The sequence below is a fragment of the Methylobacterium sp. OAE515 genome (assembly GCF_041806315.1).
GTDB classification, from domain to species: domain Bacteria; phylum Pseudomonadota; class Alphaproteobacteria; order Rhizobiales; family Beijerinckiaceae; genus Methylobacterium; species Methylobacterium tardum.
On sequence record NZ_JBGMUV010000001.1, the window covers coordinates 5,841,104 to 5,858,136 of the forward strand.

Below are 17,033 nucleotides of genomic sequence, written 5' to 3' on the forward strand. Positions count from 1 at the left end.
CCGGAATGGCGGCGGATTTCGGCCTGCGGGAAGCATCAACACCTTCGAAGGCGAGACGCGGATGCGCGCACCACACCGCAGGCCCCTGAGATGAGCCCTGGCCGCCGCCCTGCTGGCCGCCGGCCTGTCGCCATCCGCCGCGCACGGTCCGAACGCGCCGCCGCACCGCCTGGAGCCGCTCGGCGACCTGCCGCTGGAAACGGGCGAGACGATCCGGGACTTCGCGATCTCCTACGTCACCCACGGGACGCTGAACGCCGACAAGTCGAACGCGATCCTGATGACCACCGCGATCGGCGGCAACCATCATCGGATCGACTTCCTCATCGGCCCCGGCAAGGCCCTCGACACGGACCGGTACTTCGTCGTCGCCACCGATGCGATCGGCAACGGGCTGACCACGAGCCCGAGCAACAGCGTCGGCCAACACGGCACTGCTTTCCCGCACTTCACCATCCGCGACATGGTCGAGAGCCAGAAGCGCCTCCTGGACCGGCTCGGGATCACCCACCTCGTGGCCGTAGCGGGCGCCTCCATGGGCGGCATGCAGGCGCTGCAATGGGGCGTGAGCCATCCCGGCTTTATGGACGCCCTGGTGGCGCTGACCCCGATGGCGCGCACCGCGCCGTGGTCGATCGCCGTCAACGAGGGCACCCGCAAAGCGCTGATGCTCGATCCTGCGTTCAAGGACGGTGCCTACGAAAGGCAGCCCGAGCAGGGCTGGCGGCTGCGCGCCGACATCCTGCAGGCGCTGGCTGCCCGGACGCCGGAGGCCCTGCGCGGGATCGCCCCGCAGCCCCTCGACATCCTGCCCTGGATGCGCGCGCAAGAGGAGGCGGTGCTCAAGGCCGGCTTCGACGCCAACGACTGGATCGCCCAGACCTGGGCCTACGACCGCCACGACATCGGCCAGACCCCCGGTTTCGGCGGCGATGTCCGGAAGGCGCTCGCCGCGATCAAAGCCCGAACGCTGATCCTCACCGGCGGCAACCTCGACCTCTACAATCCGGTCGAGGAGGCGCGCGAGGCCGGTGCCTACATCCCGCAGGCGAGCGTCGTCGCCGTGCCGTCCGTGCAGGGCCATACGACGGCCACGGCGACCAAGGCCGCGGACGTGGATTTCATGAATCGGGCCGTCCGGGATTTCCTGGACGCGGCTGCGCCGCGCGGCCGTTGAGACAGTGAGGGGTCAGGCAATGATCGGACAGACGGCGATCGCGATCGGCGCGGCTCTGGCGGCGCTCGCCGCCGGCCCCGCCGCAGCGCAGCAGCAGGGCGCCCCGCTGCACGTGCCGGCCAAGTCGGTGCCGGTGCCCACCGACGTCAGCCCGCAGATGGGCAAGATCATCGGCCTGCCGCTGCGGACGAACTGGGACATCCACCCGAAGGACGGCGCGGCCTGGAAGCCCGTCGCCGAGGCCGGCGCGGAGGCGCTCAGGAAACTCGTGCCCGGCATGATCGAGCGCCTGCACGTGAAGGTCGAGCGCACGACCATCGACGGCGTGCGGGCCTTCATCGTGACCCCGGACGTCGTCCCGCCGGAGAACCGCGACCGGGTCCTCGTCCACGTTCACGGCGGCTGCTACGTGCTAAATCCTGGCGAGGCCGGGCTGCCAGAGGCGCTGTTCATGGCCGGATTCGGCCACTTCAAGGTGATCTCGGTCGACTACCGCATGCCGCCGGAGGCCGTCTATCCGGCCGCCCACGACGACGCCATGACAATCTGGAAGGCCGTGACGCGAACAACAGATCCGCGCAAGACCGCGATCTTCGGCACTTCTGCCGGCGGCGCGCTGACCCTGGCCATGGTGCTGCGGGCGAAACAGGAGGGTCTGCCCTTGCCGGCCGCCATCGCGCCTGGCACGCCGATGTCGGATACCACCAAGGTCGGCGACAGCTTTGTGACCAACGCCATGCTCGACAACGTGCTGGTCTCGCCGGACGGCTTCTGCGACGACGGTGCCAAGGTCTACGCGGACGGTCACGACCTCAAGGATTCGATGCTCTCGCCCGTCTACGGTGACTTCACGGGTTTCCCGCCCACCATCCTCACCACCGGCACGCGAGACCTGCTGCTCTCGAACACGGTGCGTGTGCATCGCAAGCTGCGCGAGGCCGGCGTGGAAGCCTTCCTCCAAGTCGGGGAAGGCCAATCTCACGCTCAATACATAAGGGACGACACCGCGCCGGAAACCAGGGCGGTGTTCGAGGAGATCGCGCATTTCTTCGACACGCATCTCGCTCATTAGGGCCAAGCCAGGTGCAACTGGCAGCGTCCGCTTACGAGACGGTTCAACAAGCGGCTCAATGGCCGGGTTGGGCGCACTGCAGCCGGGCTGGTTTCGAAGCCCCTCGACACTGAAGCCGAGGGGCCGAACGCTCAAATCTCGGTTCCTCGGCAAGCGCCAGAGCATCCTCGACGTCTACACCGAGGTACCTGACCGTGCTCTCGATCTTGGTATGGCCGAGCAGGATCTGAACCGCCCGCAGGTTGCCGGTCCGCTTGTAGATCAACGACGCCTTCGTGCGACGGAGGGAATGGGTTCCGTAGTCCTCGCTTCGCAGCCCGATGCCCGCCACCCACTCGTCGACCAGACGCGCATACTGCCGGGTGCTGATATGCGTGACGCCGTCAAGCATGCTCGGGAAGGCATAATCGTCGAGCGTTCCACCCCTGGCCTGCAACCATGCCAGGATGCTGGTACGGGCAGGTTCGAGCAACTCGAACTGCACCGGTCGGCGGGTTTTGCGCTGGATGACGATGGCCCTGCTACGAACGCGACCACCACTGACCAAGTCGCCGATCTTGAGCTTGACGATGTCGCAGCCGCGCAGTTTGCTGTCGATGGCGAGGTCAAACATCGCGCGGTCGCGCACCCGCCGTTCGCCGTCGAGCCAGAACCGGATGGCCCAGACTTGCTGAGGTTTGAGGGCTCGTTTGGCCCCGAGCTTACGGCCAGCGTTCCAGGCCGGTCGCCCTTTCGTGGCCGGATCGTATGCGGAGTGTCCCATGGTCTGTCTCCTCGCCGGCCCATGCCGACGAGGCGAGAGGACGCCCGAACCGATGCTCCTGAGATGAGGGTAGGCATATGCAGACGTTCCGCTGGCGACCCAACCCAGCCGCCCAGAGTGCCGTCGGTTTTCCCCGAGAGCGGCCGCTCGTCAATCCTCCAGGAGCTTTGCGCTCTCGACGGCCGCCTCGAAAGCGGGCGTGTGGACGACGAGCTCGTGCGCGACGTCGGCCGCCTGCGCGACCGGCACCGGAAGCTGGGACATCGTCAGCGATCTGCGTTGGGTCGATGATTGCACGATCGTGCTCAAGCCATTGCCGCGCTGGCACCACCGCAGACTAGGTCTCTAGATGCCACTATTAGGCATTCTGGTCGCGACTAATTCACCAATTCTGGAGGCTGTTCGAAGCCGTTGAGGCCTCGTTAGTGCACATCGCGCATTGTACCCAAGTTCTGCCCGGGGCATGCGATGCGTCTACTGATGTGCGTTCTCATCGGCGGCGGCATGATGGCCGCGGGCGCGATCGGAAAGACCTTCACGCACGGTGGCGTGACCAATCCAGTCGAAGCGAAGGCAAGACGGGATGAAGTTGTGCAGGTCGTTAAGGACGATCCAGCAATGCTTGCTGCCTACCAGCGCGGCCGCGAAACCCTAAGTGGCTTCCTCGCCGTCAACGAGAACCGGCCGCCCAACTCACGCGCTTTTGCGGTGAAAATCCCAGTACGGGATGGAAACATGGTTGAGTGGTTCTGGGTCAACAACTTCGTGAGAGACGGAGACCAATTCAGGGGCGCGATCAACAACGTGCCGCGCTCGGTCCGGACGGTGCGTGAAGGTCAGGACGTCCGTTTCACGCGCAGCGACATCGTCGATTGGATGTACATGCATGATGGCCGGCTGAAAGGCGGCTTCACGTCCTGCGCGCTCCTCAACAAAGACCCAAACGTGCAAGCGCGGACCGCTCTGATCCGTAAGCTCGGCATGGACTGTGATGTCTAACGACGGCCGACGCACAGCTTCTGCTGAGAAGCCTGGGCGGGCAGGACCGCAGCCTCGGCGCTGACGCTTTTGCCAGCGCGAAGCGGACCGGCAGAACTCCACTCATTACGGACGGCGCCAAGCGTTAGACTTGGCCTACTCGTTGTCGCGTTGAGGAAGACGTTCCTCTAGATGGGACGCCGCATCCGCGTACAACTCGAAGCGTCGCAGCAGGACAGCACGCTTTTCTGACTTCCGCGCCCCTTCCATCTTCGCCTTGGCCTTATCAGCGCGCTCGCGCATCTTCTTGGCGAGTTTCCCGAACGCCTCGTCGATTTTGGCGCCGACCTTCTCAGCCTCAGCTTTCGCGGCGTCCTTGTGCTCCAGCATGGAGCCGGGAAACGCGCTCTTTTTATCTTTGGTCATCGTTAGTCTCCGGCAATCTGGCCGCCACCCCTTAAGCCATGAAGTACGACGATGCGATCACGGCCGCCTCTCACCTTTCATTAGGCAGGCGGTAAGGGCGCCTTGTCCTGCCTGAGAAGCTCCAGTTCCTCGGCGCTCCGGTCCTCGATCCCGATCAGGCGCTCGTCCGTGTCGGCCACAGCACGGATGAGTTCATCGAGCTTGATTTGGATGGCCGCGGTGTCCCGTGCCCCGGCCACCAGGATGACACCCGCCAGGAGCATGGCAGCGATGGATAGGAACAGGTTGAAGACCAGTGCCCAGTGATCGTTGAAGCTGAGAAGCGCTCCCGATCCCAGGCCCGCGGCAACGGTGAAGCAGGTCGCCAGGAAGCCGATCGGCTTCGAGAGCCACACGGCGAGGGAAACGATGGGTCTGTCGAGCATCGGGCACCAAGCTTTGCCATGCCGCTTGAGCGATACCGCCCTGGCGACGAATTGCGAACTGCACCGCTCGTGCTCGGAGACGTCTGCCTCGCCGCAGCCCTCGACCACCTCAGGTAACAGCAGACCCTGAATTTACGGACCCTTCCGCTCCCCGCCAGAGCCGCAAGGGCATAACCACCGTTACCCCCTTCGACACGACCATTGCGCAAGGGAGTAGCGATCTGCGACCCCGTTTGCCTGCCGCTCTGTAGATGCGTCGCCAAGCTGTCCGCACGAACGCCTGTTACATGATGCCTCACGTTCTCGTGGGGAGCTTTTTAGGCTTTTAGCCAGCTCAACTCATAGAAACAAATAGAAATACATTGTCTGTGTTTGTTGCCTTCCGGCAACGTCATATAATGACGTGTATCGAACGGAAATATTCCGATTGCTTATTGGGCGGGCTCAGACGCAATAGCCTTCAGCCGGCGCCGCAAGCCGTTGGCGCATAAGCTCGCCGCTAGATGCGGGCAGAAACAAAGACAAAGCGGCGAGATCCGGACAATCGGGCGCTGCCGCATCGTATGGTCTCGAAGCTTTGGGGTTATCGATGAGGTTCTTGAAGAGTTCTCTACTCGCGTCCGCGTTCGCGGCCGTGGGTGCCGCGCACGCCGCCGACCTGCCGGTCAAGAAGGCGGTTCCGATCGAGTACGTCCGCGTCTGCACCGCCTACGGCGCCGGCTTCTTCTATATTCCTGGCACCGATACCTGCCTGCGCGTCTCGGGCCGCGCCCGGTTCGAGGGCGGCTACCAGACCAGCTACTCGCGCCAGTATGGTCCGAACGTCGGCGACACGTCGGGCTACCAGGGCCGGATGCGCATCAACCTCGATGCCCGCACCCAGACCGCCTACGGCACGCTCCGCGCCTTCGTCCGCTTGGACGCTGGTGCCCGCACCGGCTACTCCGGCGTCGGCCAGTCCGGCACCCAGCAGCGCATCGGCCAGGCCTATGCCGGTATCGGTACCGACAGCTTCGGCCGCGACTCGCAGTACGTGAACGTCGACAAGGCGTTCATCCAGTTCGCCGGCCTCACCGCCGGTCGCGCCTCCTCGTTCTTCGACTTCTACGCCCACGACTTCGAGATCGCCGGTGCCACCGCGGGCTCGGACGTGTTCTCGACCAACCTGCTCGCCTACACGGCCACGATCGGCAACGGCCTGACCGCCACGATCTCGATCGAAGATCCGGTCTTCCGCCGTACCCCGATCTTCTCGCCGTTCGGCGTTTCGGCCATGGTCAGCTCGGGCAGCGTATCCAACTTCGGCGTGACCGCCCAGCCGACCCCGATCTTCGTTGGGCCGGGCCGCTATGGACTGGTGGACAGCATCGAGAAGTCGCGCATGCCCGACTTCGTCGGCGTCGTGCGCCTCGACCAGGCCTGGGGTTCGGCCCAGATCTCGGCCGCCACCCACGAGCTGAACGTCGGCAACCTGTCCACCGCCGCCAGCACCGGCACAGGCCCGACCGTCGTTCCGGCTCACACCAGCAACGTCCAAGGTTGGGCGGTTCAGGGCGGCCTGAAGATCAACACCCCGTTCATCGCCCCGGGCGACGCCCTCTACCTGCAGGGCGCCTATGGCGACGGCGCTCAGCTCTACACCGGCTACTCTCAGTACACCGGCTCGTACACGCAGAGCACGACCACGATCCAGGGCCAGAAGTTCGCTCAGTACTTCTCGGACGCGACGATCAACCCGTTCACTGGCCAGCTAGAGACATCGACCAGCTTCACCGCTGTCGCCTCATACCTGCACTACTGGACACCGGAGTGGCGCTCGGCCTTCTTCGGCTCCTACGGCGAGCAGAGCTTCTCGCAGAGCGCGCGTGCGGCTCAGGGCGCGATCTACAACCTCGTGAGCGGCATCAGCGGCAGCAACCCGTTCGGCTCCAACGCCGTCGGCACGCCCGGCACCCGGTTCTACCAGCTCAGCCAGGCCTTGCGCGACACCTACCAGTTCGTGGCGGGTGCCAGCATCATCTGGTCGCCGGTCAAGGACCTCGATATCGGTGTGGAGGGCTTCTACACGCAGATCGGCCTGAAGAATGGCCGCGCGATCGACCTGGACAAGAGCCCGACCGCCTACGCCAACGTCGCCGGCATCAACAACGGCACCTTCGCGGTCCGGACCGCGACGCAGGACTCGGTCTCGCAGGTCCGCTTCCGCGTCCAGCGCGACTTCTAGTTTCCCAGATCGAGACCGGTTGTTCTCCAAAGCTACCTGGTCTTGATGTCCCCGTGCAACGGGACCTCACTAGCCCGGCCGAAAGGCCGGGCTTTTTTGTGCCGGCCTGCGCGCCCTTGGAACCGAAAAACTCGGCCTTTGTTGGCGGACCTAGCACCCGCCAGCAGAAGGAAGATTTATGGTCTTGATTGAGCAACTGGCCGCCACGTTGCAGGGTCTTGCCGGGCCGGGGATCAAGCGCAAGGAGCTGATCGCCGCGGTCCGCGAGAAGCACCCGAAGGCATCCAAGAAGGACATCGTGCGAGCCGCATTCTACGCGCTCACGAGCGCCGTTGATGGCGATGTCGAGCGGGCGCAGCGGCTGCACGACTTCGCACTAAACGAGCGGACCGCTGAAGAGGCCGAGCCGATCCCGACGAAACGCCGGAAGAAGGACAGGCGCAAGGACGCGCAGCGAAGCCAACGGCATGTTCACTGAGTAGGCAAAACGGCCAAGGTCATTCCAGTGTCGTGCCGGAGACATAGGGGGCGCAGTCTCCCCCTCATGCCGGCCCCGACGTGACCCCGTGACAGATTGGTTTGATGATCCTGAAGACGTTCAGTCCTCGTGGACGGCCGACGAGAGTTGGATGCGGTTGTACATCGTCGTGGGGCTGTTCGGCATCGAAGCGCTTGGGATGATCGGCGGGATGCTGCACGTCCTCCAAGCGTGACCTCCACCAAGTTGGATCTGTCGGATGAGCGAAGCCCAGCAGCCTCAGCCTTTCACGTTCGAACTCGTCCCGTCGCAGCGCGAGGCTGGCGGCTACCACTGGGCGATCCGCAAGCACGGAAAACTGGTCCAGCGCTCCGACAGCCCGCTCTCAACCGAGGCCAAGGCACGCATTCAGGCGCAGGCCATGATCGAGCGGCTGCGCATCGGACAAGTGAACTGGTAATTGACGCTGACCCACAGGTGCTCAGGGCAACCAAAAGCCCGCCGCGGCTAGGCCGGGCGGGTTGAGTGACGGCATAGGGTCTGGGAGGTTCGCCGTAGATGGCGGCGCTACCATCCCGTATGCGACAGCGGCGTGACGCGTCGCTCAGATCCGCCTTAAGTTCGCAGATCGCTTCAGATCCGTTCCGGCACTGCTAACAGGAGCGCAGGCCTCGCGATGGCGCTTCGCCGTCGCGGCTCCAGCTCCGGCTTCAGCAGGCCAAGGCCAGAGAACTGACGCTTGACGGCGCGACCAAGCTTCCGCTTCCGAGCCATGTCAGCCGTACCCACAGTTATCGGCTCTTCCCGGAAGCGGTCATCGCCTCGCTTTGGCAATCTCAAAACACACCCCTCAATCGCACACGCGTTCCACAAGCGACAATAAGCACCCGGGTCGCGCTGTATGGATGTTTACGAAACTAGTGCGCAGGTCAGTAAGAGCACGTTGGAGAGGATCGCCGACATCGTCACCTGGACAAACGTGTCCCAGATCGTAGAGGCATTGATGGTCTGCATCATACGCTCTTACTGAAACAAGTGGGTTCGCTTGCACGATGGGGGCAACTTCGTTGATCGCCTCGTGACGGGAGCAATCTGTCTCATGAAGAAAAATCGGGCTGGGTGCCCAATAAATGCCAAGCGGTTGAGGTAAATTGTAGGATCCAAGCAGCATAGTCTCTCCGGGACGAGCGATTTGTAGGCAATGCCTGCATGGAAACCCGTCACTGGCTGATGCGACGACCCTACGAACTCGATTGCCTCGGTCATCTGTTCCACTGCTTCGAAAGCGATCGGCCGTCTCTGTCGCAATCGCAACACATCGAAACGTAGTCATGTGCGCACCTCCGGACCGCGTCTATAAAGCTCGGCGTGGTGTGTCGCATCCCGCTTCTTGCTATCCAATCGCAGCAACCATTCGCGCTCTTAATGGCCGCTACGTATCGGAAGCGAGCGAAGCGCCAACGTCCGCTTGCATGCGATTCCACTCAGAAATGGACCGGCAGAAATCCACCCGGCTCAGACGTAGGTGCGTATCCGGCAGCCGGGGTGCGCTGTGGCGTCGATGCATCGTTGCACAACTTCCAGCATGTCCTTTGAGGCAGCTCCTGCATCCGGCGTCGCACCCGCGCAATCCAGTACACGCGGATGTGGATGCAGCCGTGTCGCGGTGATGATGCGGCCCGGGGCGGTACGCTCGAAGTCAGATGCCACAGCAATCGCCAGAAGGGCTTTTAGGCAGCGACCCTCGACGAGGTCGCCTCTGCCGAAGCCAGTCTGAGGCATGCTTCCACGGCCTCCCTCAGTGACGACACGTAGGCGTCGGCGCCGACCTCGCGTCCCACGACGGCGTCAGTGAGCACCCTCTCGCCCACCGGCCAAAGCCCGACGAGAACCGGTATGCCCAGAGCACGCCGCTTCAAGCGCTCCAGCAGGTAGCGCAGGTGCGCCGGGTTACCGGTGATGTCGAGGTAGGAGATGCACACCATCGCCACGCCCGTCAGGTCGAGGTCGCGGATGCGCTCACGCGATACCTCACCATGAGACACAACCCGTGCGCCGAGGCCGTGCTTGCGTAGCAACTGGGCCAGCATCGCGGATGAGGCCTCATCGAGAGGTCCGCGTCCCGCCACGCACAGTACGGGCGTCTCGCTGCGCCACGCCTCCGGGAGGGCCTCGCGCGGCGGCGCTTGGCCGGGCACGGCCTCGTTCTTCGGGTGGGCGCGCTCGGCGAGCGTCGGGGTTTCACCCGGATTGACCGCCTTGCTGTCACCCGCAGGCTCAACGTCAGGATGGTCTTCGAAGTCTTCGACCAGTGACCTTGCAGACGCGCGGATGTTTTCCAGCTGCACGGGTGTCACCACGCCGCGTGCAAAGTCGTTGGCGGCAAGCTGCAGGCCCTTCAGCGCGACCTCGTCGTAGTACGAGGACAGCGAGCGCTCCTTGAGCATCGCTTCCCCGAGATCTCGGGCCTCGTCGGGGTCGCCGGCGAGCATGCGCTGGTAGAAGTTCTCCACCGGCGTCAGCGGAGGTCGGTCGCCGAGCAGGATGTCGAGGAACTCCAGGCTGTCGACGTGGCGGCCGAGGACCACCAGACAGACCGTGAAAGGGGTTGCCAGGATCAGACCGATTGGCCCCCAAAGAAAGCCCCAGAACAGCGTTGAGACGATGACGGCAAACGGGGACAGCCCGGTCGAGTGCCCATAGAGGAGCGGCTCGATGACCTGCCCGAACAGCGGCTCGGCAATCAGGAACAGGGCCGCGGTGGCGATGACCATCGACCAGCCTGGATCGACGGCTGCGGCCAGGGCAAGAGGCAGGATGCCGGAGATGAAGGCGCCAATGTAGGGCACGAAGCGCATCAGCGCGGAGAATACACCCCATAACAGGGGATTGGGTACGCCGATGAACCAGAGACCTACGCCGATGATGACGCCGAACACGGCGTTCATGCCGAGCTGGGCCAAGAAGTAGGTGCCGAGGCGTCCCGCCGCGTCATCCATGGCGACGGTGGTTCGGTGCAGGTCGCTCGATCCGAACAGGCGGATCATGCGGTTGCGCAGGTCCTCGCGCTGAAGAAGCAGAAACACGACGACGACGAGGACGATGCCGACCGTGGTCAGAGGCTCGAAGATGGGCCCGAGCACCTTCTCGGCCAGCGCAAGGGGCGAAATCTCGGGTTCCTGAACCCGAACGAGCTGAGCCTTCGGCGTGTCGCCGCCCTGACCAGTCGCAGCGGTGGTGCCGGCGGCATCGGCCTTCTGGGTGGCGTCGTGGACTTGGTGGCTGAACTTCTGCAGGACGCGATTGGCGTCTCCGAGCCAGCCCTGCTGCAGGCTGGTGAACTTCTTCTGCACGGTGGCCTGGTACTGGGGCAGGTTGCCGGCAAGCCCGGCGACCTGCGTGCCGATAAGGGCACCGATGCCGCCGATGACGGCCAGGGCGAGCACGACGGCGACGATGACGGACGGGACCCGTCCGAGCTTGATCCGCCGCAACAGGTTGACCACCGGCGCCAGCACGAAGCTGAGGAGCACCGCCAGCACGAGTGGGATGAACACCTCGCGCCCGAAGTAGAGCGCGGTGATGAGCACCACCGCGACGGCGAGTGTCAGCAGGCCACGAAGCCCAGGCACGAGTGGCGGGGGAACTTGGGCGGGTGGTCGAACGGCAACGGCATCGTCGGTCGGCATGCGAAGAACCCCCAGGACTTGGCGTCCGGCTTCCCGACGCAGGCCCTCAACGCGCCTGGACCCGTTTCGGACCCGTCTTCGACGCCGCCGACGACATCGCGGGCGTAACCTCGGCAGTCTGTTGGCCGGCACCGTCATAGCTTGGCGCGAGCAGTCCTGCAGCACCGCCCGGGCGCACTTCTCCTGCTCACGATCATCATCCCGGGCTTCGGGCTGACGTGGCGGTCGCTCCCTTGACCGGCAGATCTCGCTGCCCGCCGCATCCAGCTAGTCCGATGGCGGCCTCATCACCCCGGCAATATGCCTCTCCACGAGTTCGGCCAGCCAGCGGTCCGATATCGTGAATACCGGTATGACATTGCAGCAACGAACCGTTGAAGCGGACGTTGTTTCGTCGGCCGAGCCTTCCGCTTAGGCACCACCAGAAGGCCGGCCCATGACGAGTGTTACCAAGGCACCTCCGGGTGGCTCGTCCTCCGCGGCGACATCCATGGCGTGGACGATCTTCCTCGGGACCGCGCTCCTCGGAGTGGTGGCACTCCCGCGCCGCGGCGCCGCGCCACCGAGGACGAAGGGTGCCGGGCGTCTGGGTGCCGAGGACGGGCCGGCGGCGCATGAAGGTCAGGCGGCTGAGCGTGTCGCCGACAACGAGGTGGACCGGGGCCGCAAGGCCGAGAGCCCGACCGAGATCCCAGCCAAGGGGTGGTGGGACATCGGCCGGCGCGTGCTGCAGGAGTTCGGTAACGACCGGGTCCTGCTGGTCGCGGCCGGCGTCACCTTCTACGCCATCCTCGCCCTGTTCCCTGCCATCGGCGCCCTGGTCTCGATCTACGGCCTCATCGCCGACCCCGGGACCATCAACGACCAGCTTGCCAGCCTTCAGGGTATCATGCCCAGCGGCGCGCTCGACATCGTCGGCGAGCAGGTCAAGCGCATCGCGGCCAAGGGCGGCGGCACCCTCGGCTTCACGGCCGCCTTCGGCATCCTTCTCTCGATCTGGAGCGCGAACGGCGGCATGAAGGCGATCTTCGACGCGCTCAACATCGTCTACGACGAGAAGGAGAAGCGGAACTTCGTTTGGCTGAACCTACGCTCGCTGAGCTTCACAGGCGGCGCGCTTCTCTTCGTCGTTCTGGCCCTCGTCGGCATCGTGGTGGTTCCGGCGGCCCTGGCGTTCCTGAACCTGGGCTCGATGGAGTGGGTCATCGCGCTTGCCCGCTGGCCGATCCTGTTGCTGGTGGTTCTGGGAAGCCTAGCGCTGCTCTACCGCTACGGTCCGAGCCGGAACACCGCACAGTGGCGCTGGGTGACGTCCGGGAGCGCCGTGGCGGCCTTCCTCTGGATCGCCGTCTCGGCGCTGTTCTCTTGGTACGTGTCGAGCTTCGGCAAGTACAACGAGACCTACGGTTCGCTCGGAGCCGTCATTGGCTTCATGACCTGGATCTGGATCTCGACGACTATCGTGCTTCTTGGCGCCGAACTGAATGCCGAGATGGAGCACCAGACGGCCGAAGACACCACCACCGGTGCGCCCGAGCCACTCGGCACCCGCAGGGCCGAGGTGGCCGATACCGTGGCGGCATCAGCCTGACAGGGTTCAGGGGCTGAGTTCGTTAGTCCCCTGGTGATTTCCAACCTGACGAGCTCCTGCCGTTTCTGGAAGAAAAGACACCGGGATAACCGTCGAGACGGCTATCTCGCATGTCGAGTGCAGCCCAGGTCTAAGACATCCGTCCAAGTGGTCGAATTCTGACAGTTGGTTTCCACTCATGAGGTCTGCAACGGGTGGGAGCCGGTCTTTGGCTTTCGATCAGGACGTGGATGTTCCGCATACAAGCCATGTCAGCCGTACCCACAGTTACCGGCTCTTCCCGGAAGCGGTCATCGCCTCGCATTGGCAATCTCAAAACACACCCCTCAATCGCACACGCGTTCCACAAGCGACAATAAGCACCCGGGTCGCGCTGTATGGATGTTTACGAAACTAGTGCGCAGGTCAGTAAGAGCACGTTGGAGAGGATCGCCGACATCGTCACCTGGACAAACGTGTCCCAGATCGTAGAGGCATTGATGGTCTGCATCATACGCTCTTACTGAAACAAGTGGGTTCGCTTGCACGATGGGGGCAACTTCGTTGATCGCCTCGTGACGGGAGCAATCTGTCTCATGAAGAAAAATCGGGCTGGGTGCCCAATAAATGCCAAGCGGTTGAGGTAAATTGTAGGATCCAAGCAGCATAGTCTCTCCGGGACGAGCGATTTGTAGGCAATGCCTGCATGGAAACCCGTCACTGGCTGATGCGACGACCCTACGAACTCGATTGCCTCGGTCATCTGTTCCACTGCTTCGAAAGCGATCGGCCGTCTCTGTCGCAATCGCAACACATCGAAACGTAGTCATGTGCGCACCTCCGGACCGTGCCTATAAAGCTCGGCGTGGTGTGTCGCATCCCGCTTCTTGCTATCCAATCGCAGCAACCATTCGCGCTCTTAATGGCCGCTACGTATCGGAAGCGAGCGAAGCGCCAACGTCCGCTTGCATGCGATTCCACTCAGAAATGGACCGGCAGAAATCCACCCATCTGGGACATTCGGACGAGCGGGGCGTCGCGGCAGATGCTGGCCGAAAGCCGCCGGTCCGCTTTGGAGAAGGTCGGCCTGAAATGCTGACGGCGCGGTAGCGAACCTTCCGGATGTTCGGAAGGACAGCTTGCAGAAACGGGGTGTACGCGGCGAACCTGCTGGATAGGAAAGCCCTGAGGCGGACAGGTCTCGCGCCGCCAATTCGGCCGATTCCCCACTTGGCACGCTTCTTGGTTCGTATTGACCAGCGCAGCGTCGCCCCGGCGGCAGCTAGAGGTTGGCGTGCCGTCGATGTGGTGAGGTGCCGGGCGACCGGATCTCCGCGACTGCTTTGAACCTGTCCCGAGTTCTGATCCCTCCATTGCAGGACCGGCACGCGCCGTCCGGCGGATCGTCCGATCCGCCCTCTGAGGAGAGTCGATATGTGCGACCGTCACGGCAATTATCGCGTCCCGGATCTCACGCGGTTCAAGCCCAGCCGCAGGCGCTTCCTCGGCGGCACCGCCGCCGCGCTAACGCTGGCGGTGGGTCCGGGACTGTCGAGCCCGGCCGCGGCCGCCACCGGCATCCGGGCGACCCATGGGACCGGGTTCTGCAACCTGAACTTCTTCCTGGCCGAGGCGATGCAACTCGCCAAGGACGACGGGCTGACCATCGACTTCGTCAACACGCCGACCTTCTCCGATCAGGTCACCTTCCTCGGGATGGGCCAGGTCGATGCCGGCGTGATGCCCTATACGAGCTTCATGGCCCTCTACGACGCGGGCGCCGCGGTGACGATCGTGGCCGGCGGCGGCATCGAGGGCTGTGTGCTCGTGGCTCAGCCAGGCCTCGACAGCCCCGAGAAGCTTAAGGGCAAGACGCTCGGCACCTTCCAGCTCGATACGCTGGAAGTGCTGCCCTACGACTGGCTGAAGAAGAACGGCGTCGCCTTCAAGGACATCACGGTCCGTTACATGGGCTCGACCCCGGAGGCCGTGGAGGCGTTCCGCGCGGGCGCCCTCGACATCATCTCGACGATCGAACCCTACGGCACGGCGCTGCTCACCGACGTGAAGGGTGCGGTCAAACTCTCCGACGGCACCGACATCTACGGCAAGGGCTACACCGACTGCGTGCTGGCGGTCCGCAACGAGCTGATCGCCAAGAACCCGGCGGCCGTGAAGGCCCTGATCAAGGGCATGATGAAGGCCCAGGCCCTAGCCGAGGGTGACCCCCAGGCCGCCCTGAACAAGCTCGTCGGCTCCTACTACAAGACCTCGATGAGCAACGCCCAGCTCGCCATGGGCCGGCAGCCCTCGGTGGTGGACGCCCGCAACCAGACGCAGTTCATCCTCGACCGGACCGATTCCGTCGCCGAGATGGGCTACATCAAGAAGAAGCCCGGCCGCGACGCGATCGACTGGACCCTGCTGGAACAGGTCATCGCCGAAAACCCGGATCTCTACGGCAAGCTCAAGCTGAAGTCGGCCTGAGCGGATGGCCGTCGATCTCGCCCGCGCCGCCGTCCCGCACATCCGGCCGCGCCTCCCGTTCGGTCAGCGCCTCGCGCTCCCCGACGGATTCGTCCCCCTCCTGCAACGGACCGGCTGGATGCTGGTCTCGGTCGGCTGCTTCGCCGGCCTCTGGGAGCTGCTCTGGGCGTTCGGCATCGCCGACGCCAAGCTGCTGCCGCCGCCACACATCTTCCTCGGCAACCTCGCCGAGCAGGCGCGCTTCTTCAACACCGCGCAGCGCTGGCAGATCGGCACCGGGATGAATGCCGGCCCGAGTCCGGCCATGGCGGTGCTGATCACGGTCCTCGCCTCCACGGGCCGGGTGCTGGCGGGTCTCGCCCTGGCGGCGACCCTGTCGATCCTCGTCGGCGTCGCGATCCGCTACGTCGTGCTGTTCGAGCGGCTGACGCTTCCGACCATCACGCTGCTCGCCCCGGTCTCGCCGATCGCGTGGCTGCCGGTGGCGATCTTCATGTTCGGGATCGGCAACGCCCCGGCGATCTTCATGGTGTTCATCGCCCTGTTCTTCACGATGGTCCTCTCGACCATCCACCAGATCGACGGGGTCAACCGCAACTACATCAACGTCGCCCGCACCATGGGCGCGTCGAAGCGCCAGATCTACGCACGGGTGATCGTGCCGGCGATCCTACCGGGCCTGCTCGCGGTGCTGCGCCTCAACCTGTTCGGCGCCTGGATGGTGGTGCTCGTCGCGGAGGCGACCGGCGTGGGCTACGGGCTCGGCCAGGTGATCATGCTGGCGCGCAACACGTTCAACCCGTCGCTCGTGTTCTTCACCATCACGCTGATCGGCCTGCTCGGCTTCGCCTTCGACCTGCTGTTCCGGCTGGTCCAGAGGCGGATGCTCTACTGGCTGCCACGCGACGCGGGGTCTTCCCTTGGCCTCTGATCCCCTCTCCCAGGACGCCGTCTCGTGCCGCGGCGTCGCCAAAATCTGGGCGGCCGGCACCGCCCGCGCCCACGAGGCCCTGCGCGACATCGACCTCACCGTGCGGCCCGGCGAGTTCGTGGTGTTCCTCGGGCCCTCGGGCTGCGGGAAGAGCACCCTGCTCTACCTGATCGCCGGTCTGGAGGCCGCCTCCGGGGGTGAGCTCCTGGCCTTCGGCGAGGCCTTCACCGGACCGTCGCCGGAGCGCAGCCTGATCTTCCAGGAAACCTCGCTGCTGCCCTGGCTCAGCGTCTGGCAGAACGTCAGCTTCGGCCTGTCGCTGAAGGGCGTGCCGGAGGCCGAGCGCCGGAGCGTCGCCCGTGCCGCGCTCCAGCGCGTCGGCCTTGCCGAAGCCTTCGACAAGCGGCCGGACGAATTGTCCGGCGGCATGCGCCAGCGGGTGGCGGTGGCCCGGGCGCTCGCCATGCGCCCGAAGGTGCTCCTGATGGACGAGCCTTTCGCGGCGCTCGACGTCCAGACCCGCCAGAAGATGCAGGACTTCCTGCTCGACGTCTGGCGGGACAGCGGCGCCTCGGTGCTGTTCGTGACCCACCACATCGACGAGGCGGTGGCGCTCGCCGACCGGGTGGTGGTGTTCACCGCCCGCCCCGGGCGGATCAAGACGATCGTCCGCAACGACCTCGCCCGCCCGCGCGACCCATTCTCGCCCGAGGCCGAGGCGCTGCGGCGGCACCTCACCGAGCTCCTGCGCGACGAGGTCGACCGGGCCTTCGCCGAGCAGGAAGCGCTCGTCTGACCCTTTCCCGATCAAGA

At 64.6% G+C, this 17,033-nt stretch carries 17 protein-coding genes; 11 read left to right on the forward strand and 6 right to left on the reverse strand.

Annotation, left to right across the window (positions count from 1 at the left end):
- Positions 1-280 precede the first annotated feature (280 nt).
- Together ABIE45_RS28530 and ABIE45_RS28535 are read left to right on the forward strand one after the other, a co-directional pair.
- Entirely contained in the window at positions 281-1,177 is an 897-nt protein-coding gene (locus tag ABIE45_RS28530; RefSeq protein ID WP_373622764.1) for an alpha/beta fold hydrolase, read from the forward strand.
- Positions 1,178-1,196: 19 nt separating this feature from the next.
- On the forward strand, positions 1,197-2,249 hold the full coding sequence (locus ABIE45_RS28535; RefSeq protein ID WP_192710892.1) for an alpha/beta hydrolase: 1,053 nt from the start codon (positions 1,197-1,199) through the stop codon (positions 2,247-2,249).
- A gap of 55 nt (positions 2,250-2,304) precedes the next feature.
- On the opposite strand, the gene ABIE45_RS28540 is transcribed toward ABIE45_RS28535, so the two are convergent.
- The gene (locus ABIE45_RS28540; RefSeq protein ID WP_373622766.1) at positions 2,305-3,012 is read right to left on the reverse strand and encodes a tyrosine-type recombinase/integrase; all 708 of its coding nucleotides are present in this window, start codon (positions 3,010-3,012) and stop codon (positions 2,305-2,307) included.
- A gap of 480 nt (positions 3,013-3,492) precedes the next feature.
- Here ABIE45_RS28540 and ABIE45_RS28545 point away from each other — a divergent pair, with 480 nt between their 5' ends.
- Entirely contained in the window at positions 3,493-4,011 is a 519-nt protein-coding gene (locus ABIE45_RS28545) for a DUF2314 domain-containing protein (protein ID WP_192710891.1), read from the forward strand.
- A 135-nt stretch (positions 4,012-4,146) separates the two neighbouring features.
- Here the strand turns inward: ABIE45_RS28545 and ABIE45_RS28550 are convergent, their stop codons facing one another.
- Together ABIE45_RS28550 and ABIE45_RS28555 are read right to left on the reverse strand one after the other, a co-directional pair.
- Positions 4,147-4,416 (reverse strand): hypothetical protein, encoded by a 270-nt coding sequence (locus ABIE45_RS28550; RefSeq protein WP_192710890.1) that lies wholly within the window; start codon positions 4,414-4,416, stop codon positions 4,147-4,149.
- An 80-nt stretch (positions 4,417-4,496) separates the two neighbouring features.
- Complete coding sequence (locus ABIE45_RS28555) at positions 4,497-4,841, reverse strand: low affinity iron permease family protein (protein ID WP_192709462.1); 345 nt, start codon at positions 4,839-4,841, stop codon at positions 4,497-4,499.
- A 589-nt stretch (positions 4,842-5,430) separates the two neighbouring features.
- Here ABIE45_RS28555 and ABIE45_RS28560 point away from each other — a divergent pair.
- From ABIE45_RS28560 to ABIE45_RS28575, 4 genes are all read left to right on the forward strand, one after another.
- The gene (locus ABIE45_RS28560) at positions 5,431-7,065 is read left to right on the forward strand and encodes a porin (protein WP_192710889.1); all 1,635 of its coding nucleotides are present in this window, start codon (positions 5,431-5,433) and stop codon (positions 7,063-7,065) included.
- Positions 7,066-7,243: 178 nt separating this feature from the next.
- Complete coding sequence (locus ABIE45_RS28565; protein ID WP_192710888.1) at positions 7,244-7,543, forward strand: hypothetical protein; 300 nt, start codon at positions 7,244-7,246, stop codon at positions 7,541-7,543.
- 88 nt (positions 7,544-7,631) lie between these two features.
- On the forward strand, positions 7,632-7,778 hold the full coding sequence (locus ABIE45_RS28570) for a hypothetical protein (protein ID WP_192710887.1): 147 nt from the start codon (positions 7,632-7,634) through the stop codon (positions 7,776-7,778).
- 24 nt (positions 7,779-7,802) lie between these two features.
- Positions 7,803-8,003, forward strand: a complete 201-nt coding sequence (locus ABIE45_RS28575; RefSeq protein WP_192710886.1) for a hypothetical protein — start codon at positions 7,803-7,805, stop codon at positions 8,001-8,003.
- A gap of 390 nt (positions 8,004-8,393) precedes the next feature.
- On the opposite strand, the gene ABIE45_RS28580 is transcribed toward ABIE45_RS28575, so the two are convergent.
- Together ABIE45_RS28580 and ABIE45_RS28585 are read right to left on the reverse strand one after the other, a co-directional pair.
- Positions 8,394-8,876: a DUF1203 domain-containing protein gene (locus ABIE45_RS28580; protein WP_373622768.1), complete on the reverse strand. Its 483-nt coding sequence runs from the start codon at positions 8,874-8,876 to the stop codon at positions 8,394-8,396.
- 397 nt (positions 8,877-9,273) lie between these two features.
- Positions 9,274-11,232 (reverse strand): AI-2E family transporter, encoded by a 1,959-nt coding sequence (locus tag ABIE45_RS28585; protein ID WP_192711782.1) that lies wholly within the window; start codon positions 11,230-11,232, stop codon positions 9,274-9,276.
- A gap of 436 nt (positions 11,233-11,668) precedes the next feature.
- Here ABIE45_RS28585 and ABIE45_RS28590 point away from each other — a divergent pair, with 436 nt between their 5' ends.
- Positions 11,669-12,823 carry a YihY/virulence factor BrkB family protein gene (locus ABIE45_RS28590; protein WP_192711783.1) on the forward strand — a complete coding sequence of 385 codons (1,155 nt, stop codon included), beginning with the start codon at positions 11,669-11,671 and terminating at the stop codon, positions 12,821-12,823.
- A 326-nt stretch (positions 12,824-13,149) separates the two neighbouring features.
- Here the strand turns inward: ABIE45_RS28590 and ABIE45_RS28595 are convergent, their stop codons facing one another.
- Positions 13,150-13,632, reverse strand: coding sequence for a DUF1203 domain-containing protein (locus tag ABIE45_RS28595; protein WP_373622768.1), 483 nt, complete (start codon positions 13,630-13,632; stop codon positions 13,150-13,152).
- A 604-nt stretch (positions 13,633-14,236) separates the two neighbouring features.
- Between ABIE45_RS28595 and ABIE45_RS28600 the strand changes: the two genes are divergently transcribed.
- Genes ABIE45_RS28600 through ABIE45_RS28610 form a run of 3 tightly spaced genes read left to right on the forward strand, consistent with a single transcriptional unit; the run spans position 14,237 to position 17,016 of the window.
- A complete protein-coding gene (locus tag ABIE45_RS28600; RefSeq protein WP_192708111.1) occupies positions 14,237-15,289 on the forward strand; it encodes an ABC transporter substrate-binding protein in 1,053 nt (350 codons plus the stop codon).
- 4 nt (positions 15,290-15,293) lie between these two features.
- On the forward strand, positions 15,294-16,220 hold the full coding sequence (locus ABIE45_RS28605; protein WP_192708110.1) for an ABC transporter permease: 927 nt from the start codon (positions 15,294-15,296) through the stop codon (positions 16,218-16,220).
- Complete coding sequence (locus ABIE45_RS28610) at positions 16,210-17,016, forward strand: ABC transporter ATP-binding protein (protein WP_192708109.1); 807 nt, start codon at positions 16,210-16,212, stop codon at positions 17,014-17,016. The genes ABIE45_RS28605 and ABIE45_RS28610 overlap by 11 nt, the downstream gene beginning before the upstream one ends.
- Positions 17,017-17,033 lie beyond the last annotated feature (17 nt).

Bases quoted from the DNA above. Each gene is read 5' to 3' on its own strand.
- ABIE45_RS28530 (WP_373622764.1), top strand. From the start codon at position 281: ATGACCACCGCGATCGGCGGCAACCATCATCGGATCGACTTCCTCATC.
- ABIE45_RS28535 (WP_192710892.1), top strand. From the start codon at position 1,197: ATGATCGGACAGACGGCGATCGCGATCGGCGCGGCTCTGGCGGCGCTC.
- ABIE45_RS28540 (WP_373622766.1), bottom strand. From the start codon at position 3,012: ATGGGACACTCCGCATACGATCCGGCCACGAAAGGGCGACCGGCCTGG.
- ABIE45_RS28545 (WP_192710891.1), top strand. From the start codon at position 3,493: ATGTGCGTTCTCATCGGCGGCGGCATGATGGCCGCGGGCGCGATCGGA.
- ABIE45_RS28550 (WP_192710890.1), bottom strand. From the start codon at position 4,416: ATGACCAAAGATAAAAAGAGCGCGTTTCCCGGCTCCATGCTGGAGCAC.
- ABIE45_RS28555 (WP_192709462.1), bottom strand. From the start codon at position 4,841: ATGCTCGACAGACCCATCGTTTCCCTCGCCGTGTGGCTCTCGAAGCCG.
- ABIE45_RS28560 (WP_192710889.1), top strand. From the start codon at position 5,431: ATGAGGTTCTTGAAGAGTTCTCTACTCGCGTCCGCGTTCGCGGCCGTG.
- ABIE45_RS28565 (WP_192710888.1), top strand. From the start codon at position 7,244: ATGGTCTTGATTGAGCAACTGGCCGCCACGTTGCAGGGTCTTGCCGGG.
- ABIE45_RS28575 (WP_192710886.1), top strand. From the start codon at position 7,803: ATGAGCGAAGCCCAGCAGCCTCAGCCTTTCACGTTCGAACTCGTCCCG.
- ABIE45_RS28580 (WP_373622768.1), bottom strand. From the start codon at position 8,876: ATGACTACGTTTCGATGTGTTGCGATTGCGACAGAGACGGCCGATCGC.
- ABIE45_RS28585 (WP_192711782.1), bottom strand. From the start codon at position 11,232: ATGCCGACCGACGATGCCGTTGCCGTTCGACCACCCGCCCAAGTTCCC.
- ABIE45_RS28590 (WP_192711783.1), top strand. From the start codon at position 11,669: ATGACGAGTGTTACCAAGGCACCTCCGGGTGGCTCGTCCTCCGCGGCG.
- ABIE45_RS28595 (WP_373622768.1), bottom strand. From the start codon at position 13,632: ATGACTACGTTTCGATGTGTTGCGATTGCGACAGAGACGGCCGATCGC.
- ABIE45_RS28600 (WP_192708111.1), top strand. From the start codon at position 14,237: ATGTGCGACCGTCACGGCAATTATCGCGTCCCGGATCTCACGCGGTTC.
- ABIE45_RS28605 (WP_192708110.1), top strand. From the start codon at position 15,294: ATGGCCGTCGATCTCGCCCGCGCCGCCGTCCCGCACATCCGGCCGCGC.